Source organism: SAR202 cluster bacterium (assembly GCA_016872285.1).
Taxonomy (GTDB): domain Bacteria; phylum Chloroflexota; class Dehalococcoidia; order Lucifugimonadales.
Map to the genome: position 1 here is coordinate 139,572 of VGZZ01000001.1, position 19,835 is coordinate 159,406.

20 protein-coding genes are annotated in these 19,835 nt (G+C 59.5%); 13 read left to right on the plus strand and 7 right to left on the minus strand.

Annotated features, from left to right (window positions below; translation table 11 throughout):
* Positions 1-259 precede the first annotated feature (259 nt).
* The 4 genes from FJ320_00620 to FJ320_00635 all read right to left on the minus strand — a co-directional run bounded on the left by FJ320_00620 (position 260) and on the right by FJ320_00635 (position 2,922).
* Positions 260-535, minus strand: coding sequence for a MoaD/ThiS family protein (locus FJ320_00620; GenBank protein ID MBM3924485.1), 276 nt, complete (start codon positions 533-535; stop codon positions 260-262).
* Positions 536-572: 37 nt separating this feature from the next.
* Positions 573-815, minus strand: coding sequence for a FeS-binding protein (locus FJ320_00625; protein MBM3924486.1), 243 nt, complete (start codon positions 813-815; stop codon positions 573-575).
* 7 nt (positions 816-822) lie between these two features.
* Entirely contained in the window at positions 823-2,064 is a 1,242-nt protein-coding gene (locus FJ320_00630) for a threonine synthase (GenBank protein MBM3924487.1), read from the minus strand.
* Positions 2,065-2,463: 399 nt separating this feature from the next.
* Positions 2,464-2,922, minus strand: coding sequence for an Hsp20/alpha crystallin family protein (locus FJ320_00635; protein MBM3924488.1), 459 nt, complete (start codon positions 2,920-2,922; stop codon positions 2,464-2,466).
* Positions 2,923-3,134: 212 nt separating this feature from the next.
* On the opposite strand from FJ320_00635, the gene FJ320_00640 reads away from it, so the two are divergent.
* The 10 genes from FJ320_00640 to FJ320_00685 all read left to right on the plus strand — a co-directional run bounded on the left by FJ320_00640 (position 3,135) and on the right by FJ320_00685 (position 15,033).
* Complete coding sequence (locus FJ320_00640; protein MBM3924489.1) at positions 3,135-4,049, plus strand: J domain-containing protein; 915 nt, start codon at positions 3,135-3,137, stop codon at positions 4,047-4,049.
* A gap of 16 nt (positions 4,050-4,065) precedes the next feature.
* Positions 4,066-4,425 carry a MerR family transcriptional regulator gene (locus tag FJ320_00645; GenBank protein MBM3924490.1) on the plus strand — a complete coding sequence of 120 codons (360 nt, stop codon included), beginning with the start codon at positions 4,066-4,068 and terminating at the stop codon, positions 4,423-4,425.
* Positions 4,426-4,687: 262 nt separating this feature from the next.
* The gene (locus FJ320_00650; protein MBM3924491.1) at positions 4,688-7,147 is read left to right on the plus strand and encodes an AAA family ATPase; all 2,460 of its coding nucleotides are present in this window, start codon (positions 4,688-4,690) and stop codon (positions 7,145-7,147) included.
* Between the two features lie 543 nt (positions 7,148-7,690).
* Positions 7,691-8,737, plus strand: a complete 1,047-nt coding sequence (locus tag FJ320_00655; protein MBM3924492.1) for a PIN domain nuclease — start codon at positions 7,691-7,693, stop codon at positions 8,735-8,737.
* 213 nt (positions 8,738-8,950) lie between these two features.
* Positions 8,951-9,658, plus strand: a complete 708-nt coding sequence (gene ispD, locus FJ320_00660; GenBank protein MBM3924493.1) for a 2-C-methyl-D-erythritol 4-phosphate cytidylyltransferase — start codon at positions 8,951-8,953, stop codon at positions 9,656-9,658.
* Positions 9,659-9,875: 217 nt separating this feature from the next.
* Positions 9,876-10,355 (plus strand): 2-C-methyl-D-erythritol 2,4-cyclodiphosphate synthase, encoded by a 480-nt coding sequence (locus tag FJ320_00665; GenBank protein ID MBM3924494.1) that lies wholly within the window; start codon positions 9,876-9,878, stop codon positions 10,353-10,355.
* Positions 10,355-11,839 carry a cysteine--tRNA ligase gene (locus FJ320_00670; protein MBM3924495.1) on the plus strand — a complete coding sequence of 495 codons (1,485 nt, stop codon included), beginning with the start codon at positions 10,355-10,357 and terminating at the stop codon, positions 11,837-11,839. Before FJ320_00665 ends, FJ320_00670 begins: the two co-directional genes overlap by 1 nt.
* A 356-nt stretch (positions 11,840-12,195) precedes the next feature.
* Complete coding sequence (gene mscL, locus FJ320_00675; protein MBM3924496.1) at positions 12,196-12,606, plus strand: large conductance mechanosensitive channel protein MscL; 411 nt, start codon at positions 12,196-12,198, stop codon at positions 12,604-12,606.
* Positions 12,607-12,620: 14 nt separating this feature from the next.
* Entirely contained in the window at positions 12,621-14,006 is a 1,386-nt protein-coding gene (locus FJ320_00680) for an FAD-binding oxidoreductase (GenBank protein MBM3924497.1), read from the plus strand.
* A gap of 127 nt (positions 14,007-14,133) precedes the next feature.
* The gene (locus FJ320_00685; protein ID MBM3924498.1) at positions 14,134-15,033 is read left to right on the plus strand and encodes a magnesium transporter CorA family protein; all 900 of its coding nucleotides are present in this window, start codon (positions 14,134-14,136) and stop codon (positions 15,031-15,033) included.
* On the opposite strand, the gene FJ320_00690 is transcribed toward FJ320_00685, so the two are convergent.
* From FJ320_00690 to FJ320_00700, 3 genes are read right to left on the minus strand one after another with little or no spacing between them, the layout of a single operon-like run.
* Positions 15,030-15,140 carry an SAM-dependent chlorinase/fluorinase gene (locus FJ320_00690; GenBank protein MBM3924499.1) on the minus strand — a complete coding sequence of 37 codons (111 nt, stop codon included), beginning with the start codon at positions 15,138-15,140 and terminating at the stop codon, positions 15,030-15,032. The two genes, FJ320_00685 and FJ320_00690, sit on opposite strands and share 4 nt — an antisense overlap.
* Entirely contained in the window at positions 15,140-15,859 is a 720-nt protein-coding gene (locus FJ320_00695) for an SAM-dependent chlorinase/fluorinase (GenBank protein ID MBM3924500.1), read from the minus strand. The genes FJ320_00690 and FJ320_00695 overlap by 1 nt, the downstream gene beginning before the upstream one ends.
* A 42-nt stretch (positions 15,860-15,901) precedes the next feature.
* Complete coding sequence (locus FJ320_00700) at positions 15,902-16,948, minus strand: Lrp/AsnC family transcriptional regulator (protein MBM3924501.1); 1,047 nt, start codon at positions 16,946-16,948, stop codon at positions 15,902-15,904.
* A 152-nt stretch (positions 16,949-17,100) separates the two neighbouring features.
* Between FJ320_00700 and FJ320_00705 the strand changes: the two genes are divergently transcribed.
* From FJ320_00705 to gatB, 3 genes are read left to right on the plus strand one after another with little or no spacing between them, the layout of a single operon-like run.
* A complete protein-coding gene (locus FJ320_00705) occupies positions 17,101-17,598 on the plus strand; it encodes a hypothetical protein (GenBank protein MBM3924502.1) in 498 nt (165 codons plus the stop codon).
* A gap of 20 nt (positions 17,599-17,618) precedes the next feature.
* Entirely contained in the window at positions 17,619-18,290 is a 672-nt protein-coding gene (locus tag FJ320_00710) for a protein-L-isoaspartate(D-aspartate) O-methyltransferase (GenBank protein MBM3924503.1), read from the plus strand.
* A 55-nt stretch (positions 18,291-18,345) separates the two neighbouring features.
* Positions 18,346-19,824 (plus strand): Asp-tRNA(Asn)/Glu-tRNA(Gln) amidotransferase subunit GatB, encoded by a 1,479-nt coding sequence (gene gatB / locus FJ320_00715; protein MBM3924504.1) that lies wholly within the window; start codon positions 18,346-18,348, stop codon positions 19,822-19,824.
* Positions 19,825-19,835 lie beyond the last annotated feature (11 nt).

Sequence of the window (19,835 nt, forward strand, 5' to 3'; positions counted from 1 at the left end):
TTCATAGGATTAGGGGCCCTTCAGGTACCCCCTCTTCTCCTATTGCAAAGGAGAAGAGGGGGATAGGGGGTGATGAGGTGATCTTATTTTTCTTTCCCTCTTCTCCCGACTACGGAAGAAGAGGGACTAAGGGTGATGAGGGTGCCCGCTTAAAAACAACCCTGGCTTTTTGCACAAACACAACCGCCCAAAAACAAAATCGCTCGCCCTATTATTTTCTCAGGCGAGCGACTTATTGCTTTCGTCTAATGGAGAGACCCTATCCCCCGGCCACCGCCGGCACAATGCTCACCTCATCCCCCGCCTTCGTCGCAGTCTTCAGTCCCTTCAAGAACCGCACGTCCTCGCCGTTGAGATAAATATTCACAAAGTACCTTAGCTCCCCGCCTTCATCCACCAGCCGCTCCTTGAACCCCGGGTAGCTCGTTTCCAGATGCTCAATCATCTCTGACACCGTCGTCACCGACACGTCCAGCTTATCCTGCCCCTTAGTCAGCCTTCGCAGCGGTGTTGGTATTCGGACCATGACTCCCATTATCAGACGCCTCCTTGCTTCCAGAACCAATTCAAGGTTAACCTTCCACCACGTCGCCCGCAACCGGGTCCACTCGCACGCCCTGGGCCTTCACCCACTGCAGGCCGTGACTTATATCCTCCTGGTCCCCCTCCAGCTCCAGCACCACCCATCCCATGTCATCCCGCACGTCCGCCCGGCGAATATTCGTGACCACGTTAAACTGCCTGCCCAACTCAAATATTACCGGCTTGGTCACCAGCGCCTTCTCGTACGTGAACTTCACCCTCTGCTTCGACATATCCGGCCTACCGCCCCGCCGCCGTCGCGCCGTGCAGCGCCGCCTCGAACTCTTTCATCGTCGGCTTGATGCTCAAGGGACGGACCACGTCCTTGACGACTTCCTGGGTCTTGAGACCGTTGCCCGTTATATACGCCACTACTACGTCCTCGCGACGGAAGGCGCCCTTCTTCGCCAGCGCCTTTAACGACGATACTACCACACCGCCCGCCGTTTCGGTGAAGATACCCTCCGTCTCCGCCAAAAGCCTCATACCCTCCTCTACTTCCTCCTCCCGAATGGCATGCGCGCCGCCTTTGGACTGCTTCATGGTGCGAATGGCATATACCCCGTCCGCCGGATTGCCGATGGCCAGCGACTTGGCGATTGAATTGGGCCGCACAGGCTTCACAATCTCCTCCCCTGCCAGGAACGTGTCCACCACTGGCGAACATCCCCGCGCCTGCGCCGCGTACATCCTGGTATGCACCGGCCCCTTCACCAGCCCCACCGTCACCAGCTCGTTGAACCCTCGATATATCTTCGTCAGCAGCGCCCCTGACGCCACCGGCACCACCGCGTGGTCGGGGAAACGCCATCCCAACTGCTCCGCCACCTCCAGCCCCAGGGTCTTGCTCCCCTCGGCATAGAAGGGCCGCATATTTACATTCACAAACGCCCACCGGTAAGAGTCGGCAATCTCGCTGCACAGCCGGTTTACATCGTCATAATTGCCCTGCACTGCCATCACCGTCGGCCCGTAAATGGCTGCCCCAATAACCTTCCCCACCTCCAGGTCCGCCGGTATAAACACCACCGCCTTCATCCCCGCCCACGCGGCGTGGGCCGCCACCGAACACGCCAGGTTCCCCGTAGACGCGCAGCTCAGCGTGTCGAATTCAAACTCCAGCGCCTTCGTCGCCGCCACCGACACCACCCTGTCTTTGAACGAGTAGGACGGGTTGACGCTGTCGTTCTTGATATAAAGGTTGTCCAGCCCCAGCATCCGTCCTAAGTTCTTGGACTTTATCAGAGGCGTGAAGCCGGCATGAATATCCACGGCGTTGGCCGCATCCACTGGCAGAAAGTCCTGGTACCGCCATATGGTCAGCGGCCCCTCCGCAATGCGCTTCCGGCTCGTCGCCTTGGCTATCGACTTGTAGTCGTACACCACTTCCAGAGGGCCAAAGCAGAAGTCGCAGACGTTCACCGGCTCCACCGGATAGTCGCGACCGCATTCCCTGCATCTCAGACCGGTAACAAAGGACACCTGCCTAAGCCTCCGTGGATTAAAAACAGGGCCGTCTATGCCGAGCAGCCCTTCCGCAAATGTTAACAAAGGCCTCCTGTACTGTCAACGTAAACGGCCTCCATTGCATCCCCGCACAAGTCCCTAGCTAAGATAGCTAAAATCTCAATCTAATTATGTAAAACCGTTCCGCCTCTACCGCCATATTATCTTTACAAACCGCATTTGCATAGCCACGCAGGAGGCTGAGGACCAACGGGTTTCCTCCTTGGCCCTGCCTCTCCTCCTGCAGCTACCTCCCCCCAAAGCGCCCCCGGCCTGGGAGAAAGGCCGGGGGCCTTTTATTTTCCTCCCCAAATAAAAAGCCCCCCGATTTGTCGGGGGGCTTTTTCATGGTTGCTAGCGATCCCAAAGACAAACTTATTCCTTGCTCTCAAGAACCTTGCCCTCGTTAGGCACGTTCACCTTAAGCTGTTTCGCTTTCTTGGACTCCATCTTCGGAAAGGACAGCTTCAGCACGCCGTTCTCGTAGGTCGTCTTAGCCCTTTCCGTGTCCACGGTATCCGGCAGCCTCAAGGATCGATAGAAGGACCCGAACCGGCGCTCCCTCATCAGGTAATCGCCCTCCTTGCCCTCCTTCTCCTCCTTAGTCTCAGCGCGAATGGTCAGGACGTTGTTCTCCACCATCACGTTGATGTTCTCCGGCTTCACGCCGGGGACGGAAGCATGGATTACAATGTTATCCCCTTCCTCCATCACGTCCAGCGGCAGCGCCCACGCCTCGTTCCCACCATCCGACGTGAAACCTCGCCATAAACGGTTCATATTCTCTTCCATCCGGCGAAGTTCTGTGAACGGGTCCCATCGCATAAGAGTCATGACACACCTCCACTCCAAAAGGTTTCTTTGTTTTTATTCCAGGACTACTTGCTGGTATTGACCATTCTAAGAATAAAATTCTAGAAACTTAAGCCTCTTTAGTCAAGTATCTTATAGCAAGCAGCAAGCAATGCTAATAGACTAAGCCAAGTTATACTTGATTAATTATTGTAAAGTTTTATATAATGTAGCCCTTAGGGTTTGGAGTCCTAATGGCTAACTATTATCAAATATTGGGCGTTGATTCCAAGGCTTCGGACCCAGACATCCGCAAGGCCTATCGCAAGCTCGCCCGCAAGTACCACCCCGACGTCAACCCCAACGACAAGGCTGCGGAAGCCCGCTTCAAGCAGATCAACGAAGCCTATGAGGTCCTCTCCGACCCCGAAAATCGCCGCAAGTATGATCAGTACGGCGACAACTGGAAGCACGCCGACCGTATGGACCAGGCCCGCCAGGCCGGCTACCAGCGCTCCCGCCCCGGCGCCGGACCTGAAGGCTTCACCTATACCTGGACCACCCAGGGCCCCGGCAGCCAGCGCTCTCCCGGCGCTAATTTCGGCGATATTTTCGAGGAGTTCTTCGGCAAACAAGGCAGGACCCCTGCCGCAGCCGAGCCTATCGAAGTCCCCGCCGAAATCTCCCTTGATGAGGCCGCCCAGGGCGCCACCCGTCACATTCAGGTCCCCACCGATGGCTCTACCCGCCAGCAGCGCCTCGAGGTGAAAATACCCCCCGGCGTCGATACCGGCTCCCGGGTCCGCATCGCCTCCGGCGATGGCCGCCGCCAGGACATATATCTAGTCATCAACGTTGTGTCTCACCCCAGGTTTCAGCGTGAAGGCTCAGACCTCCGCACAGAAATCGAGGTCCCCATGACCGACGCCGTCTTGGGCAGCGAGGTCACCGTTCCTACCCTCACCGGCAGGGTTGCCCTGAAAATCCCGCCCGAGACCCAGAACGGCCAGGTCTTCCGCCTGGGAGGCCAGGGTATGCCCCGCCTTAACAACCCCACCCAAAAAGGCGACCTCTTAGCCAGGGTGAAAGTGCTCCTCCCCAAAAGCCTCAGCCAGGAGGAACGCCAGCTTTTCCAAAAGCTTAAGGAACTACGTTCAGTGAAGAGGTAGCCCCGTGATAGAAAATATGGATAGCAACCTCAACGACATCGAACTCGATATTAGCTTGGAGCCTTGCTACGTCATAAGCGTGGCAGCGCGAATGGTCGGCCTCCACGCCCAGACCCTCCGTTACTACGAGCGCGCCGGCCTCTTAACTCCCTCCCGCTCCACTGGCCGCCAGCGACTCTACTCCGCCACCGACGTGGAACGCCTCAAGCGCATCCGCACCCTCACCGAGGAGATGGGCCTGAACCTCGCCGGCGTAGAAGTCGCCCTTCGCCTCATGGACCGGGTCAACGAAATGCAGCAGGAAATGTCCAGGCTCCTAGAAGAAGTAGCGCACCTCCGCCATCTCTCAACCGATGGCGACGAGGACAAATCTTAAATCTGGCGTCACATCGTGGAAGGGAAAATTTTGTGGAGAAACTCGACATTTGCAAGGAAGGCAGGGATGTCCCGTCTGGTTCCCCTTCTTCTCCTTTTGAAAAGGAGAAGAAGGGGCTAGAGCCTGTCCTGAGCTTGCCGAAGGAGGATGATGAGGTGATCCTATTTTTCTTCCCCTTCCAGCAGGAAGGGAATTAAGGGGATGGTATCTCGAATGAATACAGGGCTGGCATCTTAGGCTAACCCTCAGGAGGATTAATAGAATGGTTCTAAGACCAGAACAATTTACTGAAGCCGCCCGGGACGCCCTCGGAGCCTCCCAGGAGCTTATGGTTCGTTACCGCCACAACCAGTGGGACGTGGAGCACGTCCTTCTCGCCCTTCTCCAGCAAGACAAAGGCCTAGCCAGCGACATACTGCGCCAGATGGGCGTGGACGCCGGCTCCCTGAGATCCCAAATGGAACGCGTTCTCGACCAGGCCCCCAAGCTGGCATCCCCGTCCACCCAGATCTACAGCACGCCTCGCCTCGCACGCCTCATGGAAAACGCCAAGGCCGAAGCAGACCGCCTCAAGGACGAGTTTGTCGGCGTTGAGCATCTCCTGGTCGCCGCCGCTATGGAAGACCAGGGTCCCGCCGCCTCCATCCTCAAGGCCCGTGGCATCACCACCGAAAAGCTCTACCAGGCCCTGGCCCAGGTCCGCGGCAGCCACCGCGTCACCGACCCCCGCGCCGAGAGCCGGTATCGTTCCCTCGAAAAGTACAGCGTCGACCTCACCGGGCTCGCCCGTCAGGGCAAGCTGGACCCCGTCGTTGGCCGTGAGGAGGAGATCCGGCGCGTTATGCAGACCCTCACCCGCCGCAAGAAAAACAACCCCGTCATCATCGGCGAGGCCGGCGTCGGCAAGACCGCCATCGCCGAAGGTCTGGCCCAGCGCATCGTTGCCGAGGACGTCCCTGATGCCCTCAAAGGCAGGCGCGTTATGGCCCTGGACATGGGTGCCCTCGTCGCCGGCAGCAAGTTCCGCGGCGAATTCGAGGAGCGCCTCAAGGCTGTCATCGACGAGGTCAAAGTCTCCCAGGGTGAAGTCATTCTCTTCATAGACGAGATTCATACCATGGTCGGCGCCGGCGGCGCCGAAGGCGCCATCGACGCCAGCAACCTCCTCAAACCCGCTCTCGCCCGTGGCGAGCTCCAGTGCATAGGCGCTACCACCCTGGACGAGTACCGGAAGCACATCGAAAAAGATGCCGCCCTGGAGCGCCGCTTCCAGCCCGTGTTCCTGGACGAGCCCTCCGTGGATGACACCATTCAGATCCTCCGCGCCCTGCGGCCTAAATACGAAGCCCATCACAAGGTCAAAATCGACGACTCCGCCCTGGAGGCCGCCGCCCGCCTCAGTCAGCGTTACATCACCGAGCGTCATCTCCCCGACAAGGCCATTGACCTCCTGGACGAGGCCGCCGCCAAGCTGCGCCTGGACGCCGAAAGCCTTCCCTCCCATCTCCAGGAAAAGGAGCGCAGCCTTCAGGACCTCCGGAACCAGGAAGAGGCCGCCTCCCAGCGCGGCGATTATGAGTCCTCCGCTAAGTACCGCACCGAGCGTGTCCGCCTGGAAGGGACTTTTAATAAGGAGCGCGAGGCCTGGTTCAAGGACAAGAAGACAGACATGGTCGTGGACGCTCAGGACATCGCCCGGCTAATCCATAGCTGGACCGGCATTCAGGTCGCCCAGTTGCTGGAGACCGAGAAGGATAAGCTGCTTAACATGGAAGAGCGCCTTCACGCCCGCATCGTCGGCCAGGAAGACGCCGTCCGCGCCATCTCTGAAGCTATCCGACGCGCCCGCTCCGGCCTCAAAGACCCCAAGCGGCCTATCGGCAGCTTCATCTTCCTCGGCCCCACCGGCGTCGGCAAGACCGAATTGGCCCGCGCCCTCGCCCAGTACCTCTTCGACGACGACGAAGCTATGGTGCGCCTCGACATGTCCGAGTACATGGAGAAGCATACCGTCTCCCGCCTCATCGGCGCGCCTCCCGGCTACGTCGGCTACGACGAGGGCGGCCAGCTTACCGAGACTGTCCGCCGCCGCCCCTTCCGCGTCATCCTTTTCGACGAAATCGAAAAGGCCCACCCGGACGTCTTCAACATCCTGCTGCAGATTCTTGAGGATGGCCGCCTCACCGACGGTCAGGGCAGGACAGTAGACTTTCGCAACACTGTCATTATCATGACCAGCAACCTCGGCACCCAGGCCATCGCCCACCAGCCCGTCGGCTTCAAGCTGGACGGCAGGGCCCGCTCCATCATGGACGAAGAGCGCCTCCGCGCCTCCATCCGGGACGCCCTCCAACGGCAGTTCCGCCCTGAGTTCCTCAACCGTATAGATGAGATCATCATCTTCAACCCCCTCACCCAGGAGCAGATCAAACAAATCGTTAAGCTCCTGGCTAAAGAGGTTCAGGAGCGGCTGTCCGAGCAGAAGATCACCTTCGAGCTGACCAGCGCCGCCGAAGACTGGCTCGTCAAAGAAGGCTACGACCCCGTCTACGGCGCCCGCCCCCTGCGCCGTGCCCTCCAGCGCCACGTGGAAAACCCCCTGGCCCGCCAGCTCCTCGCCGGCGAGATCTCGGAAGGCAACCACGTCGTCGTCGACGTCAAGGACGGCAACCTCACCTTCACCAAAGCCGCCGCTCCCGTCCCTGCTTCCGCCGCCAGTTAGCCTCCCACAAGGCATACCTAGTAAAGGGCTCGGCCCAGGCCGAGCCCTTTACTTTCTCTTCCTCTTCCAGCAGACATGTGATGCTCATTAAAGGAAGTTCCAAGCCTTCTTTTTCTTCTATGATGGCCTTGTTTATAGGAAGCTAGGAGCCTTTTGCACAGGCGGGGATAGGAGTCTCCTCAGGTCCTCCCCCTTCGGTCCGGAAGAGCCTGTCCCGAGTATCCCCCGAGGGACTAAGGGTGATGAGGGTACCCCGCTTATGACCGGGACTGTATTATCAATCACACACCAACGTGAAGGGGCCAGGGGATGGTATACCATACTGCGTCAAACCTAACCTCTATCAAGTACAAGCCGTCATGATTCCGTTACCCTGAACACTCTGGTTGCCAGGATTGTACCTGTGCTATCCTTAAAATACGCAAACACTCCACAAACTTCCTTTGCCTGGTGTCTAACACCTCCCTTTCCCAAATATCGCCCCCGCGCCTCCCTCAGAGCGCGACGCCAAGGCCGGAAGCATAGTGGAGGGACGGCTGTACATTGATAGTCCGCACAATTAACGTCATCGCCTTCGCACTCCTGGGCTGGCGTATTGGCCTGCTCACGCCCTGGGTTTCCGACAGCGTTGACGGCTACCTCCCCTGGGGCCTCACCTTCACCCTCGGCGGCGGCGCCCTCGGCGGTCTCTTCGGCCCCTTCCTCACATTGCTCCTCCTCCGCAAGGCCCTGGAAGAGACCGGCAAGATACCCTCTTCCGCCATCATATCAGGCGCTGTTGGCCTCATCGCCGGCCTCGCCATCGCCGCTCTGGCCTCTATTCCCCTCTTCCAAATCGATGGCTGGCTTAGCTGGGTCCTCCCCCTCTCTCTCAGCGGCGTCCTCGGCGCCATAGGCCTTGCCCTGGGCCTCCAGCGCGAGCGTGAGTTTCGAGGCCTCGCCCCCGCCCCCAGTACTAAAGCCGGGGCTCCTCCTCTTTCCAGCAGGGCCAACGGACGGATCCTCGTCGACACCAGCGCCATCATCGACGGCCGCGTCGCCGATGTCACCAAGACCGGCTTCATCCGCGGCACTCTCGTCATCCCTAGATTTGTCCTCGATGAGCTTCGCCACATCGCCGACTCCAACGACCCTCTCCGCCGCACCCGAGGCCGCCGCGGCCTGGAAGTCCTCTCCCGTCTCAGTCGCGAGGGCGAGCTTCCCATCCAGGTCCTCGAGACCAAAGACATTAATGGCGCTGAGGTGGATTCCGAGCTTGTACACCTCGCCAAAAAGCTCAAAGCCCACATCCTCACCACAGATTTCAACCTGAACCGTGTCGCCGAGCTCCAGGGCATAAGCGTCCTCAACGTCAATGAACTCGCCAACGCCCTCAAACCCGTGGTCCTCCCCGGCGAGGAGCTGAGCATCAACATCGTTCAAGAAGGAAAAGAGCCCGGCCAGGGCGTCGCATTCCTGGACGACGGCACCATGGTAGTCGTTGAAGGCGGGCGTCGCTTTATCAATACCGTCCAGCAGGTGGCCGTCACCCGCGTCCTTCAGACCGCCGCCGGCCGCATCATCTTCGCCCAACCCCGCAGCGGATATTAGTGTCACGTCATTTCGAGCGTAGTCGAGAAATCTCAACGTGCCGAACGCCACTATTACACCTCATTTCAGTTGCCAGTACCCCTTAAATTCATGTAGGGGCGATATCGCTCCACCATCGCGATTCTTCATACAATGTGGAGGCTCAATTTATCGGCCCTCGCCCTTCCACCTATTTGCGTCCATTAAGCCCGTGTGTTAGGAGGCTCCTGCTAAATGGACGCATCTCCCGCCCCCTCACGCAGCGTCGCCGCAGTCATCGTCGCCGCGGGCGAAAGTCGCCGCATGGCTGGCATAGACAAAATCTTCTCCTCCCTCAACGGCAAGCCCCTTATCGCTCATTCCCTGGAGGTCTTCTCCGCCTTTCCCGCCGTCGACCAAATAGTCCTGGTTCTCTCTCCTCAACGCCTCGCGGAAGCTGAAAAACTCCTCTTTCGTAACCAATATTCAAAACTCAAGGCCCTCTGCCCCGGCGGCGCACGGCGCCAGGACTCCGTCCTCGCCGGCCTCCAGCGCCTCGCCCCCTGCCAGTGGGTCATGGTCCACGACGGCGCCCGCCCCAACATAGACACCGCCCTCCTCCAGCGCGGCCTTGACGCCGCCGCCGAAACCGGTGCTGCCATCGCCGCCGTCTCCGCCAAGGACACCATCAAGCTGGTCGAAAAGGACGGGCTAGTCAAAGAAACGCCTCCACGAGAAAAACTCTATCAGGTGCAGACCCCCCAGGTTTTTCGCTATCCTCTCATCATGCAAGCCCACCAGCAATGCAAAAACGACTTCACTGACGACGGCGCCATGGTCGAAGCCCTAGGCCACCCCGTAAAAGTCTTCATGGGCTCCTACGCTAACCTCAAAGTCACCACCCCGGAAGACCTCCTGATACTGGAAGCCCTCATGCGAAAGTCCCGTTCTAAAGGTAGCTAATGCTAGCCAGCCAAACGAGTTTAGTGACCATGAACGCATACGATACCAACCCCCTTTTTCCTTTCTCCTCCTTGATGGGGGAGAATAGAAGAGAGGGTGAAACACTAGCTCTACGCTCCGTCCGCCAGGCTAGGCCACTCCTAACCCCGCGGAACGTTCTCTTCCTCTCCTCACCTTCCCCCCAAACCTTAGGACCACTCGTCGAAGGCCCCCGCTAATGACCCTCCGCGTAGGCTCAGGCCTCGACGCCCACCCCCTGGTCGCAGGGCGACGCCTCGTCCTCGGCGGCGTCCCCATCCCCCACGAAAAAGGCATCCAGGGCCACAGTGACGGCGACGTCGCCGTCCACGCCATCATGGACGCCCTCCTGGGCGCCGCCGGCCTCGGCGACAAGGGCAAGCACTTCCCCTCCACAGACCCCACACTAAAGGGCATATCCAGCCTCATCCTCCTCCAGCGCGTCGGCGCCCTCGTCCGGGAGCGAGGTTGGCGCATCGTGAACGTGGATGCTACAATACTCGCCCAGCGGCCGCGTCTGAGTCCCTTCGTGGAGCAGATGCGAAAAAACGTCTCCCGAACGCTCAGCGTCGGCCCTGAAATTATCAGCATCAAAGCTACTACAACCGATAATCTGGGCTTTACGGGTCGAGGGGAAGGTATCGCCGCCCACGCCGTAGCCCTCATCGAGACCGTTTAATGAAACTCTACAACACCATGTCCGGCAAAGAAGAGGACATTGCGCCTGCAAAACGCCAGGTAAAGATGCCCGTGAATATGTATGTATGCGGCGTCACGCCCTACGCCCCTTGCCACATCGGCCACGCTATGAGTTATGTCATCTTTGACACCCTGCGGCGACACCTGGAGTTCCGCGGCTTCCAGGTCCGCCACATCCAGAACTTTACTGACATCGACGACAAGATTATTAACCGCGCCAACCAGGAGGGTGTCTCCTACCGCGTCCTCGCCGACCGTTACATCGACGAGTATAAGGTCCAGATGGAGCGCCTCAACGTCCGTCCCCCCACCGTCTACGCCCTGGCCACCGACGCTATGCCTAAAATCATCGACGTTATCTCAGGCCTTATCGATAAGGGCTACGCCTACTCCTCCAACGGTGACGTTTATTTCCGTGTCACCAAGGACGATGACTACGGCAAGCTCAGCCACCGTTCCCTGGACAGCATGATCGCCGGCGCCCGTATAGACGTCGCCGAGGCCAAAGAACACCCTATGGACTTCGCCCTTTGGAAGGCCGCCAAGCCCGGCGAGCCCTCCTGGGACAGCCCCTGGGGCCAGGGCCGCCCCGGTTGGCACATCGAATGCACCTCCATCTGCCTGGAGCAGCTAGGCGATACTCTAGACATCCACGGCGGCGGCCTAGACCTGGTCTTCCCCCACCACGAAAACGAGATCGCCCAGAGCGAGTCCTTTACCGGCAAAGTGCCCTTCTCCCGCGTCTGGGTCCACAACGGTCTCCTTCAGATGGGCGCCGAAAAAATGAGCAAGTCCCTGGGCAATCTGGTGACCGTATCCGAAGCCCTGGAACGCTACTCCGTCGACGCCCTCCGCCTCTTCTTCCTCAGTTCCCACTACCGCAGCCCCCTCAGCTACAGCCCCGAAGGCGTCGCATCCCAAGAGCGCGCCGCCGAGCGCCTCCGCCACGCCCTTTCCCACGACTCCCCCTCCAGCGCCACCGAATTAGACCCCTCCCCCTTTGAAAAATCCTTCATCGACGCCATGGACTCGGACCTGAACACCCCCCAGGCTTTGGCCGCCCTCTTTGACCTGTCCCGCGAAATCAACCGAGCTAAAGATCAAGGTCAGTCGATAAAAAAGGCCCAGGGGATCCTCCGAAAGCTCGGCGGCATCCTCGGCCTCACATTCCAGGCCAAAACCCTCGCCGAGAATAATCAGTTCCTTGCTCCCGTCTCCTCCGTCTTCAACGAGATGGGCGGCCTCCTGGACGCCTCCGGCCATCACAAGCTCGCCGGCTGGGTCAAGACCCACAAAGACTCTCCGGACCTCGCCACTCTTGTCGAAACCCTCCTGGCCATCCGCCGTGAGCTGCGACAGGCAAAAGACTACAAGCTAGCCGACGCCATCCGCCACAAGCTCACCGACGCCGGCATCGCCGTCGAAGACACCCGCGACGGCGCCATCTGGAAACCCCGCCTCTAACCCCTTCCCCTTTGGGGTGGTGCTGTAGTGTGAGGAGTAAAATCATTCCGACCGTAGGGGAGGAGTCTCAACACCCGTTCACATCTTCACTTCACCTTCGCTGCTTAGGTAGCGTTATATCATTCTGAGCGAAGTCGGTACTCCGACGCAGTCGAAGAATCTGGCCCAGCTGCAGATCGACTTCGGCCATTTAGTAGCGACGACAAGCCAGAAGTCTTCCTTCCCTCCTACTTGAGGGGGAGAACAGAAGAGGAGGGTCAAAGGTCCCTTCCCCATGCCCTCTCCTTCCCTCCCTCTCCCCTCAATGCTACCCTTTCCCCAGCACACTAGCCTTCAAAGGGAGCCCACCCATGAAAATGCTAGACGAATTCAAAAAATTTCTCCTCCGCGGCAACGTCATCGACCTGGCCGTGGCCGTTGTTATCGGCGTCGCCTTCGGCGCCGTCATTACATCCTTCGTCAAAGACCTCCTCACCCCCCTGATCAGCATCCCCGGCAACGCCGACTTCTCTAGCCTCACCTTCACCATCAACGGCAGCGTCTTTCGATACGGTTCCTTCATCAACGCCCTCATCGCCTTCATACTCATCGCCGCCGCTATCTTCTTCCTCGTCGTGAAGCCAGTTAACGCCCTCGTCGAGCGCTCCCGCGCCGCCCCAGTCCCCGCCGACCCCACCACTCGCAAGTGCCCCGAGTGCCTCAGCGAAATCCCCCTCGCCGCCAAACGCTGCGCCCACTGCGCCTCACCAGTATCGCCTGTGGCCTAAAGGAATCCTCCCCTATGCTTAATCGCGATGTCCTCGCCTCCCTCACCACCCTCCTGGGCCGCTCCCGCGTCCTCACCTCCCTACCCCAACGCGAGCGCTACTCCGCCGACGCCCTCTCCCCCTCCCGCGCCTACCGCTCCGCCCAACTGCTCAACTCTACCGCCGATGTCGTTGTCCGGCCCAAAAACACCCAGCAGGTAGCCGAAATCGTCAAGCTCGCCGTGCAGCACCGCATCCCCATCATTCCCTACGGTGGCGGCACCGGCGTCATGGGCGGCGTAGTGCCCCTTAAGGGTGGCATTGCCATCGACCTCCAGGGCCTCAACAAAGTCCTAAACATAGACCCTATTTCCCTCACCGCCACCGTCGAGTCCGGCGTTATCCTCGCCGACCTCGCCCACGTCCTGGAAGGCCAGGGCCTCCTCCTCGCCCACGACCCCTGGAGCCTCCCCATCGCCACCGTCGGCGGGGCCATATCCACCAACGGCGTCGGCTACCGCGCCGCCGCCTACGGCCCCATGGGCGACCACGTCCTCGGCCTGGAAGTTGTCCTCCCAGACGGCGAACTCCTCACCACCCGCGCCGTCCCCAAGTACTCCACCGGCCCCAACCTCAACCAGCTCTTCATCGGCTCGGAAGGCGCCTTCGGCATCATCACCAAGGCCACCATAAAAATCCTCCGACAGCCTGAAGAGCGCATCTTCTCCACCTTCCGCTTCCAAAAATTCGACCAGGGCTTCCAAGCCATCACCGAGCTTTTAGCCATCGGCCTTGTCCCCTCAGTCCTTGACCTGACCGAGGACTTTGAAGGCGTCCACTTATATCTAATCTTCGAGGGCTATAAAGAGGGCGTCGATGCCCAGCGCCGCCGCTCCAAGCTGGTCTGCGAAGCCGCCGGCGGCATCGACAACGGCCCCACCGAGGCCACCATCTACTGGGACACCCGCTACCGCATCGCCGAAGGCTACCGCGACGAAGTCGCCTCCCTCACCCGCCGCCAGCGATGGAAGCGCCATAGCCGCTCCTTCGATTACCTCCACGTCGCCCTGCCCCTGGACAAAGTTCCAAGCTACCGCAAGAAGTGCGACGCCATCTTCAAAAAGTACGATATCCGGTGTAGCGAATACGGCATCTGGGCCCGCCCCGAACTCTTCTCCATGCTCCTCCTCCCTGGGGATGTCACCAAGGAAGAGGACATGCCTAAAGCCGTTGACATGGTCTTAACACTGGCCCAGGACATGGGCGGCGTCATGGAGTATTGCCACGGCGTCGGCATCAAGCTGGCCCACCTCCTCGCCCGAGAGATGGACGTCAGTCTCGACGTCTTGGGTAACATGAAGTGCTCCCTTGACCCCCATAACATCATGAACCCCGGCAAGCTAGGTCTCGACAAAGCGTGATTTTAGAATAATTGCCCTCTCCAGGCCTTTTCATCTTAGCCATTGAGGTCTAAAATGGGCCGCGCCTTCCTCAGTAGGGCGTCTTGCAGCGGGTTAGTTGTGGAAAAACCAGCACAGGAGCAGGCTCATGACCTCCCAAGCAGCCTCCCCAGCTAGCGCCAAAAGCAAAAAGCGAGGCTCCCAAAACGGCGACCTTCAAGCCTTCACCGACCTCGGCCTCTTCGCCAAGGCCGTCGAGGACGCGGGCCTCTCCATCGATTTCCTGCCCCTCCTTTCCTTGAACGCCAACTTCATCGAGTCCACGGAAGACTTCCTTGTCCTGAACCTCAAGCACTTCGACACCGAAGAGCCCAACAACCTCCTCTTCCTCCACAGTGAAAAAGCCCTCCTCTATTCCCGGATGCCCCTGTCCCCTGAAGCCCTGCAGCCCCACGCTGGCATCCAGGCCAAAGCCCACGGCAAGACCACCGTGCTGGCCTTCCTCGCCTTGAAACGGACTGTTAATAACTACAAGACCCACCTGGACACCCTGGTAGCTCGAATTCGCGAGCTTGAGAGCCAGTTCGATAACGCCAGGTACCGCGCCCTAATCTTCGACTTCGAGCGCCTCTTCGACCGCCTTGAAGACCTCCATCAAATCCTCATCAAGCTGGAAGAGACCAACCTCAAGGAGGTCGAGACCCGCTACATCTCCTTCGACTACCAGGTCCTCATGACCGAAAGCGCCAACCAGTTGGACAGGTGCAGGAACCGCCTTAACATGCTCAAAGACCTGCAGCGCGAGCATGAGCTTCAGACCACAGTTGAGCTAAACCGCCGTATAGAGCGTTTGAACAACGTCGTCACCCGGCTCACCGCCGTCACCGTCATCATCATGGTCCCCACCCTCATTGCCAGTCACTTCGGCATGAACTTCACCAACATGCCGGAATTGGACATGAAATGGACATATCCTGCCGTCTTGGCCCTGGAAGTGCTGCTGATAGTCAGCGGCGTGCTTCTCTTCCGAAAAATAAAATGGCTCTAGCCCATCCTCACCGTCACCTCATCCCCTATCTCCGCCCCCAGTAACGACGCCGCGCTCCCATCCCTCACCGCCACCTCCAGCGTGTCGTAGCTCCCCACCAGCGCCATCAGCCCCTGCCCCTGCGAGTAAAATCCTTCAGTCCCCTGATCTCCTTCCCTTTCACTTCCACCCTCAACCCTACCGATGGCCTCAACAGCGCAGCCTCAATATCCGTTATCAAATTGCCAAACCTGTCCACGTGCGCCACCCGGCCCCGCAGCCGGCCTCCCTCCCACAAACGCGGCTCCATCCTCAAACACGACAGGCTCTCCGCCCCCTCCCCGACCTCCGACACCGCTATACCCAGTGAAAGACGCGCCGCCACCGGCGCGAAAACGTCCCGCCCGTGAAACGTCGCGCTGACCGGCTCAAGCCATAGCGACCTGTTTGTTATATGAAACGCTCTGCACCCAGGAGGTACTGGGATTAGTCCTGCCATAGCCCCGGGCAGCTCGCCGTCAAAGAAGTCCTTAATTACATAGCTCAGCACCCCGTTGTCCGGCGCCACAAACACGCCCCTCGGCGTCTCCACGACCACCCCACGCCTGGACGACCCCACCCCCGGGTCCACCACCGCTACATGAATCGTGCCCTTCGGAAAATACCGGTAGCTCTTCCACAAAAGAAAACCGCCCTGCCTTACGTTCTGCGGGCGCGCTTCATGTGTCAAATCGATTATCGACGCCTGCGGATTGATCCCTAACACCACCCCCTTTATCAGCCCCACATACGGGTCCGCCGCCCCAAAATCCGTCGTGAGAGTTATGATGGCTCCATTACTGCCCACGTGCGCTCTAGCCGCGCCTCCTGTTAGTCTGCTCTCGGTCTACTAGACAAAGTAGCGGACGCGTGTTTTTTTGTACTCGCGGTTGCTATATAGAATGAGATAGTCGTGGATGTCGGTAGCCCTTTCAATCTCTTTGACGGCGTCTTCACAGCCTTCTTTGGAGACGGCGTGAATCATGGTGAAATGCGTGTAGGGCCAGTCCGGGAAGGTGGGGCGCTGATAGCAATGAGTGACGCCTGTATGCCGGGCCATTATCTTGCCCACGGCCTCGGCGCGGTCTTCAGGCACCTTCCAAACAGCCATGGCGTTGGCGCGGAAGCCAGCCTTTCGATGGTAGAGGACGGCGCTGTAACGGCGCATTATGCCGCGGTCCTGGAACTCCTTGGCCAGGTCGAAGAGCTGTTGGTTGGTAAGGCCCAGGCGTCGGGCCATATTGTCGAAGGGGCGGGGAATCATGGGCAGGTCTTCCTGCAGTTCCTGGATAGCGCGGATGTCGAAGTCGCTGAGATGGACAGGCTTGTTCCAGTCCTTGGAGATGGGCTGGTTATAGCCGTCGGGGCTGTAGTCGAAAGCCGCGCTCTTCTGGCTCACCATGTCAAAGTTGACGCCGATTTTGAAGAACCGAATGGTGGGCATGACGCGGAACGCTTGGGCGCCGGTCTTTTCCGCCATCTGTTTTACGGTGTCTTCCAGCACCTCGTTGGGCGGCACCGCCAGGGTAAACCAGAGGTTGTAGAAGGAACCTTCTCGGGCGTAGTTGTGGCTGACGCCTGGGTGCCGATTGATATATAGGGCGGACTTGTGCAGCCTGTCGGCGTGGTAGGCCATAGCGACGAGGGTAGTCTTGTAGCCCAGGCGGCGGGTGTCGAAGATGGCGCTGATCTGGCGGACAACATTGGCTTTTCGGAGGGCGGCCAGGCGAATGAAGAGTTCGGCTTCGGAGATGCCCAGTTCACCTGCAATGACCTTATACGGCTCGTCGGCCAGGGGAAATCGAGACTGGGTGATATTAAGGAACTGACGGTCGGTGGCGTCCATGTCGCCGGCGGACTTCTTGCCGGAGGCGGGTTTAAGGGTCTGCTGGGCCATTATCACCTCAGGTGGGGTATTCGAGCGTAGATGGGCGTCGCCCGGGACTATTTTATCAGACTTAATCTTTCATGAATGTACTGGCGATGATTGTGAAAGTCAACACAATGTCATGATTAACCGGGACGCGATTGGGGTGTTACAATCGGGGCGTGAGCACCGACCCACAGAGGGGAGCTATGAACATTCCAGGCCAGAAGCGAAGCCTGGAGCCGGATGACTGCGGGCTGACCGCCGGTAGGTTCGCCGAAGCGATTCGGGACGGGGATATGGCGGCGGCTTGGAATGTGCTGTCGAAAGAGTCCAGGGGGGTGAGGTTGGGGGTGTGGGCCACCCAGAACAAGATCGACCTGCAGGTGGTGTACAGAGCGGCCTACGATTCGAACCATCCGCTATTCGCACCTATGATGGAAGGATTTCGGGCGGCGGTGTTGAAGCACTGGCCCCTGGAGGACCTGGGCGATCTCGGTGTAGCCCCGACAAGCTACGTGGACGACGTCCACGCCTTTGTGTTTTTGCCCATCGGCGTGGGGAGAGACCAGCAGGTGCAGGAGCAGAGGACCGTGAAGCCCGGGCTGGTGATACCCATGCTGTTTGAGGACGGCGAGTGGCGGGTGGATATGCCGGGCTGGCGTTTTTTCTGGAAGTAGGCCGTTGATATACTGGATTTGTGGAAAAGCTTAACAACGCAAGGCAGCGCCTGTTCAGAAAGCTGCGACAGGTTATAAGGTACGAGCGGGTGCTGCGGGCCATGGAGCAGATGCCCCGCCAAGCCTTTGTGCCCGAGAATCTGCGGCATCTATCCTACGACGACGCCCCCCTGCCCATCGGTGAGGGACAGACCATCTCCCAGCCCACCATCGTGGCTATTATGACCGGTGCCCTGGAACTGCGGGACAAGGATAGGGTGCTGGAGGTGGGAACGGGCAGCGGCTACCAGTCGGCCATACTGTCGCTTCTGGCGTCCGAGGGGTGGGTAGTGAGCGTGGAGAGGGTACCGTGGCTGGCGGAGAAGGCCGCGTCTATCCTGCGCTCCTTGGGCCGCCATAATGTAGAGGTGGTGGAGGCTGGGCCGGTGTTAGGCTGTCCTGAGAAAGGGCCCTACGACGCGATTGTAGTGACGGCGGCCAGTCCCAGGCTGCAGAAGTCTCTGCTGGACCAGATGAAGCTGGGAGGTCGGCTGGTGGCGCCGGTAGGAGGGCTGAAGGAGCAGGAGTTAGTGAGGGCGCTCAAGACCAGCGAGGGCATATCGATAAGCTATCTGTGGCCGTGCCGGTTTGTGCCGCTGATCGGGCCTGAGGCGTGGCCGGAGGGCATGGCGGGAGCCGCAGACGAAGCCTAGGTTTCATTGCCGCTATAATAGAGCGCTGATATACTGGTTCGAGTCCAAAAACTATATGGTCACCTCAGTTTTAGAGAAATACGAGGTCGTCATAGGGCTGGAGGTGCATGTCCAGCTCAAGACCAGGAGCAAAATGTTCTGCTCCTGCCGCGCCGACTATCAGACCGCCTCGCCCAACACCCTGGTCTGCCCCGTGTGCCTGGGGCTGCCGGGCACACTGCCGGTCATCAATCGTAGGGCGGTGGAGTTCACTATGGCCACCGGACTGGCGCTGAACTGCGAAATCGCGCCCACCACAAAATTCGACCGCAAGAACTACCCATACCCCGACCTCATGAAGGGCTATCAGATATCGCAGTACGACTCGCCCATCGCCACGAAGGGGCTTCTGGAGATTGAAAGCGACAGTGGCAAAAAGAAGGTGGGCATCACGCGAGTCCATCTGGAAGAGGACGTGGCCAAGCTGCAGCACGTCAACAACCCCCACGGCGAGAGTTTCAGCCTCGTAGACGTGAACCGCTCGGGCGTGCCGCTGATGGAGATAGTGGGCGAGCCGGACATCCGGTCGGCGGAGGAGGCCCGGCAGTATTTGACCACGCTGCGCTCCATACTCCAGTACATCGGCGTCACCACCGGCAACATGGAGGAGGGGAGCTTCCGGTGCGACGCCAACGTGAGCATTCGGCCCAAAGGAAGCAGCGCCTTCGGCACCCGGACGGAAATCAAGAACATGAACAGCTTCCGTTCGGTGTACAACGCCCTTTTATATGAGGTCGACCGCCAGGCTAAAGTCCTGGACGACGGCGGACGGGTGGTGCAGGAGACCAGGGGGTGGGTGGACGATAAGGGCGTTACCGTGTCCCAGCGTTCCAAAGAGCACGCCCACGACTATCGTTATTTCCCTGAGCCTGACCTGCCTCCCCTGGTAATAAGCCGGGAGTGGGTCAGCCTGGTAAAGGCCAGCCTGCCTGAGCTTCCCTCCCAGCGCCGGGACAGATTCGTGGGCCAGTACGGACTGCCGCTATACGACGCGGAGCATCTCACGTCTTCTAAGGATGTGGCGGACTTTTTTGAATCGGCTGTCGCCAAGGGCGGGCAGTCCAGGGCCAAGTCCATCAGCAATTGGATGCTGAGCGACGTGACCAGGGTCTTAAATCTGAAGGGCCAGTCGCTGGGGGAGTCTGCGTTCAAGCCGGACCACCTGTCGGAGCTGGTGGAGTTGATCGAGTCGGGAACGCTGAGCAACACCCTGGCCAAGACGGTACTGGAAGAGGGGTTCGAGAGTGGCAAGCCGCCCTCGCAAGTGGTCAAAGAGAAGGGGCTGGCGCAAATCAGTGACACGTCCGTGGTGGAAGCAGCGGTGCAGCAGGCCATAAGCGAGAACCCCAAGGCCGTGGAGGATTACATAAAGGGCAAGGACACGGCGTCCAGGTTCCTAGTGGGGCAGGTGATGAGGCTCACCAGGGGGAAGGGCAACCCCACCGTGGTGAATGAACTGGTGAAAAAGGGCCTGGAGGCCCTGAAGTCTAGCTAAAGAGGTATCTT

Excerpts from the sequence above, each read along its gene's own strand:
- FJ320_00620 (MBM3924485.1), bottom strand. The coding sequence starts at position 535 with ATGGGAGTCATGGTCCGAATACCAACACCGCTGCGAAGGCTGACTAAG.
- FJ320_00680 (MBM3924497.1), top strand. The coding sequence starts at position 12,621 with ATGCTTAATCGCGATGTCCTCGCCTCCCTCACCACCCTCCTGGGCCGC.
- FJ320_00670 (MBM3924495.1), top strand. The coding sequence starts at position 10,355 with ATGAAACTCTACAACACCATGTCCGGCAAAGAAGAGGACATTGCGCCT.
- FJ320_00635 (MBM3924488.1), bottom strand. The coding sequence starts at position 2,922 with ATGACTCTTATGCGATGGGACCCGTTCACAGAACTTCGCCGGATGGAA.
- FJ320_00665 (MBM3924494.1), top strand. The coding sequence starts at position 9,876 with ATGACCCTCCGCGTAGGCTCAGGCCTCGACGCCCACCCCCTGGTCGCA.
- FJ320_00650 (MBM3924491.1), top strand. The coding sequence starts at position 4,688 with ATGGTTCTAAGACCAGAACAATTTACTGAAGCCGCCCGGGACGCCCTC.
- FJ320_00625 (MBM3924486.1), bottom strand. The coding sequence starts at position 815 with ATGTCGAAGCAGAGGGTGAAGTTCACGTACGAGAAGGCGCTGGTGACC.
- mscL (MBM3924496.1), top strand. The coding sequence starts at position 12,196 with ATGCTAGACGAATTCAAAAAATTTCTCCTCCGCGGCAACGTCATCGAC.
- FJ320_00700 (MBM3924501.1), bottom strand. The coding sequence starts at position 16,948 with ATGGCCCAGCAGACCCTTAAACCCGCCTCCGGCAAGAAGTCCGCCGGC.
- FJ320_00690 (MBM3924499.1), bottom strand. The coding sequence starts at position 15,140 with ATGGCGCTGGTGGGGAGCTACGACACGCTGGAGGTGGCGGTGAGGGAT.
- FJ320_00685 (MBM3924498.1), top strand. The coding sequence starts at position 14,134 with ATGACCTCCCAAGCAGCCTCCCCAGCTAGCGCCAAAAGCAAAAAGCGA.
- ispD (MBM3924493.1), top strand. The coding sequence starts at position 8,951 with ATGGACGCATCTCCCGCCCCCTCACGCAGCGTCGCCGCAGTCATCGTC.
- FJ320_00645 (MBM3924490.1), top strand. The coding sequence starts at position 4,066 with ATGGATAGCAACCTCAACGACATCGAACTCGATATTAGCTTGGAGCCT.
- FJ320_00640 (MBM3924489.1), top strand. The coding sequence starts at position 3,135 with ATGGCTAACTATTATCAAATATTGGGCGTTGATTCCAAGGCTTCGGAC.
- gatB (MBM3924504.1), top strand. The coding sequence starts at position 18,346 with ATGGTCACCTCAGTTTTAGAGAAATACGAGGTCGTCATAGGGCTGGAG.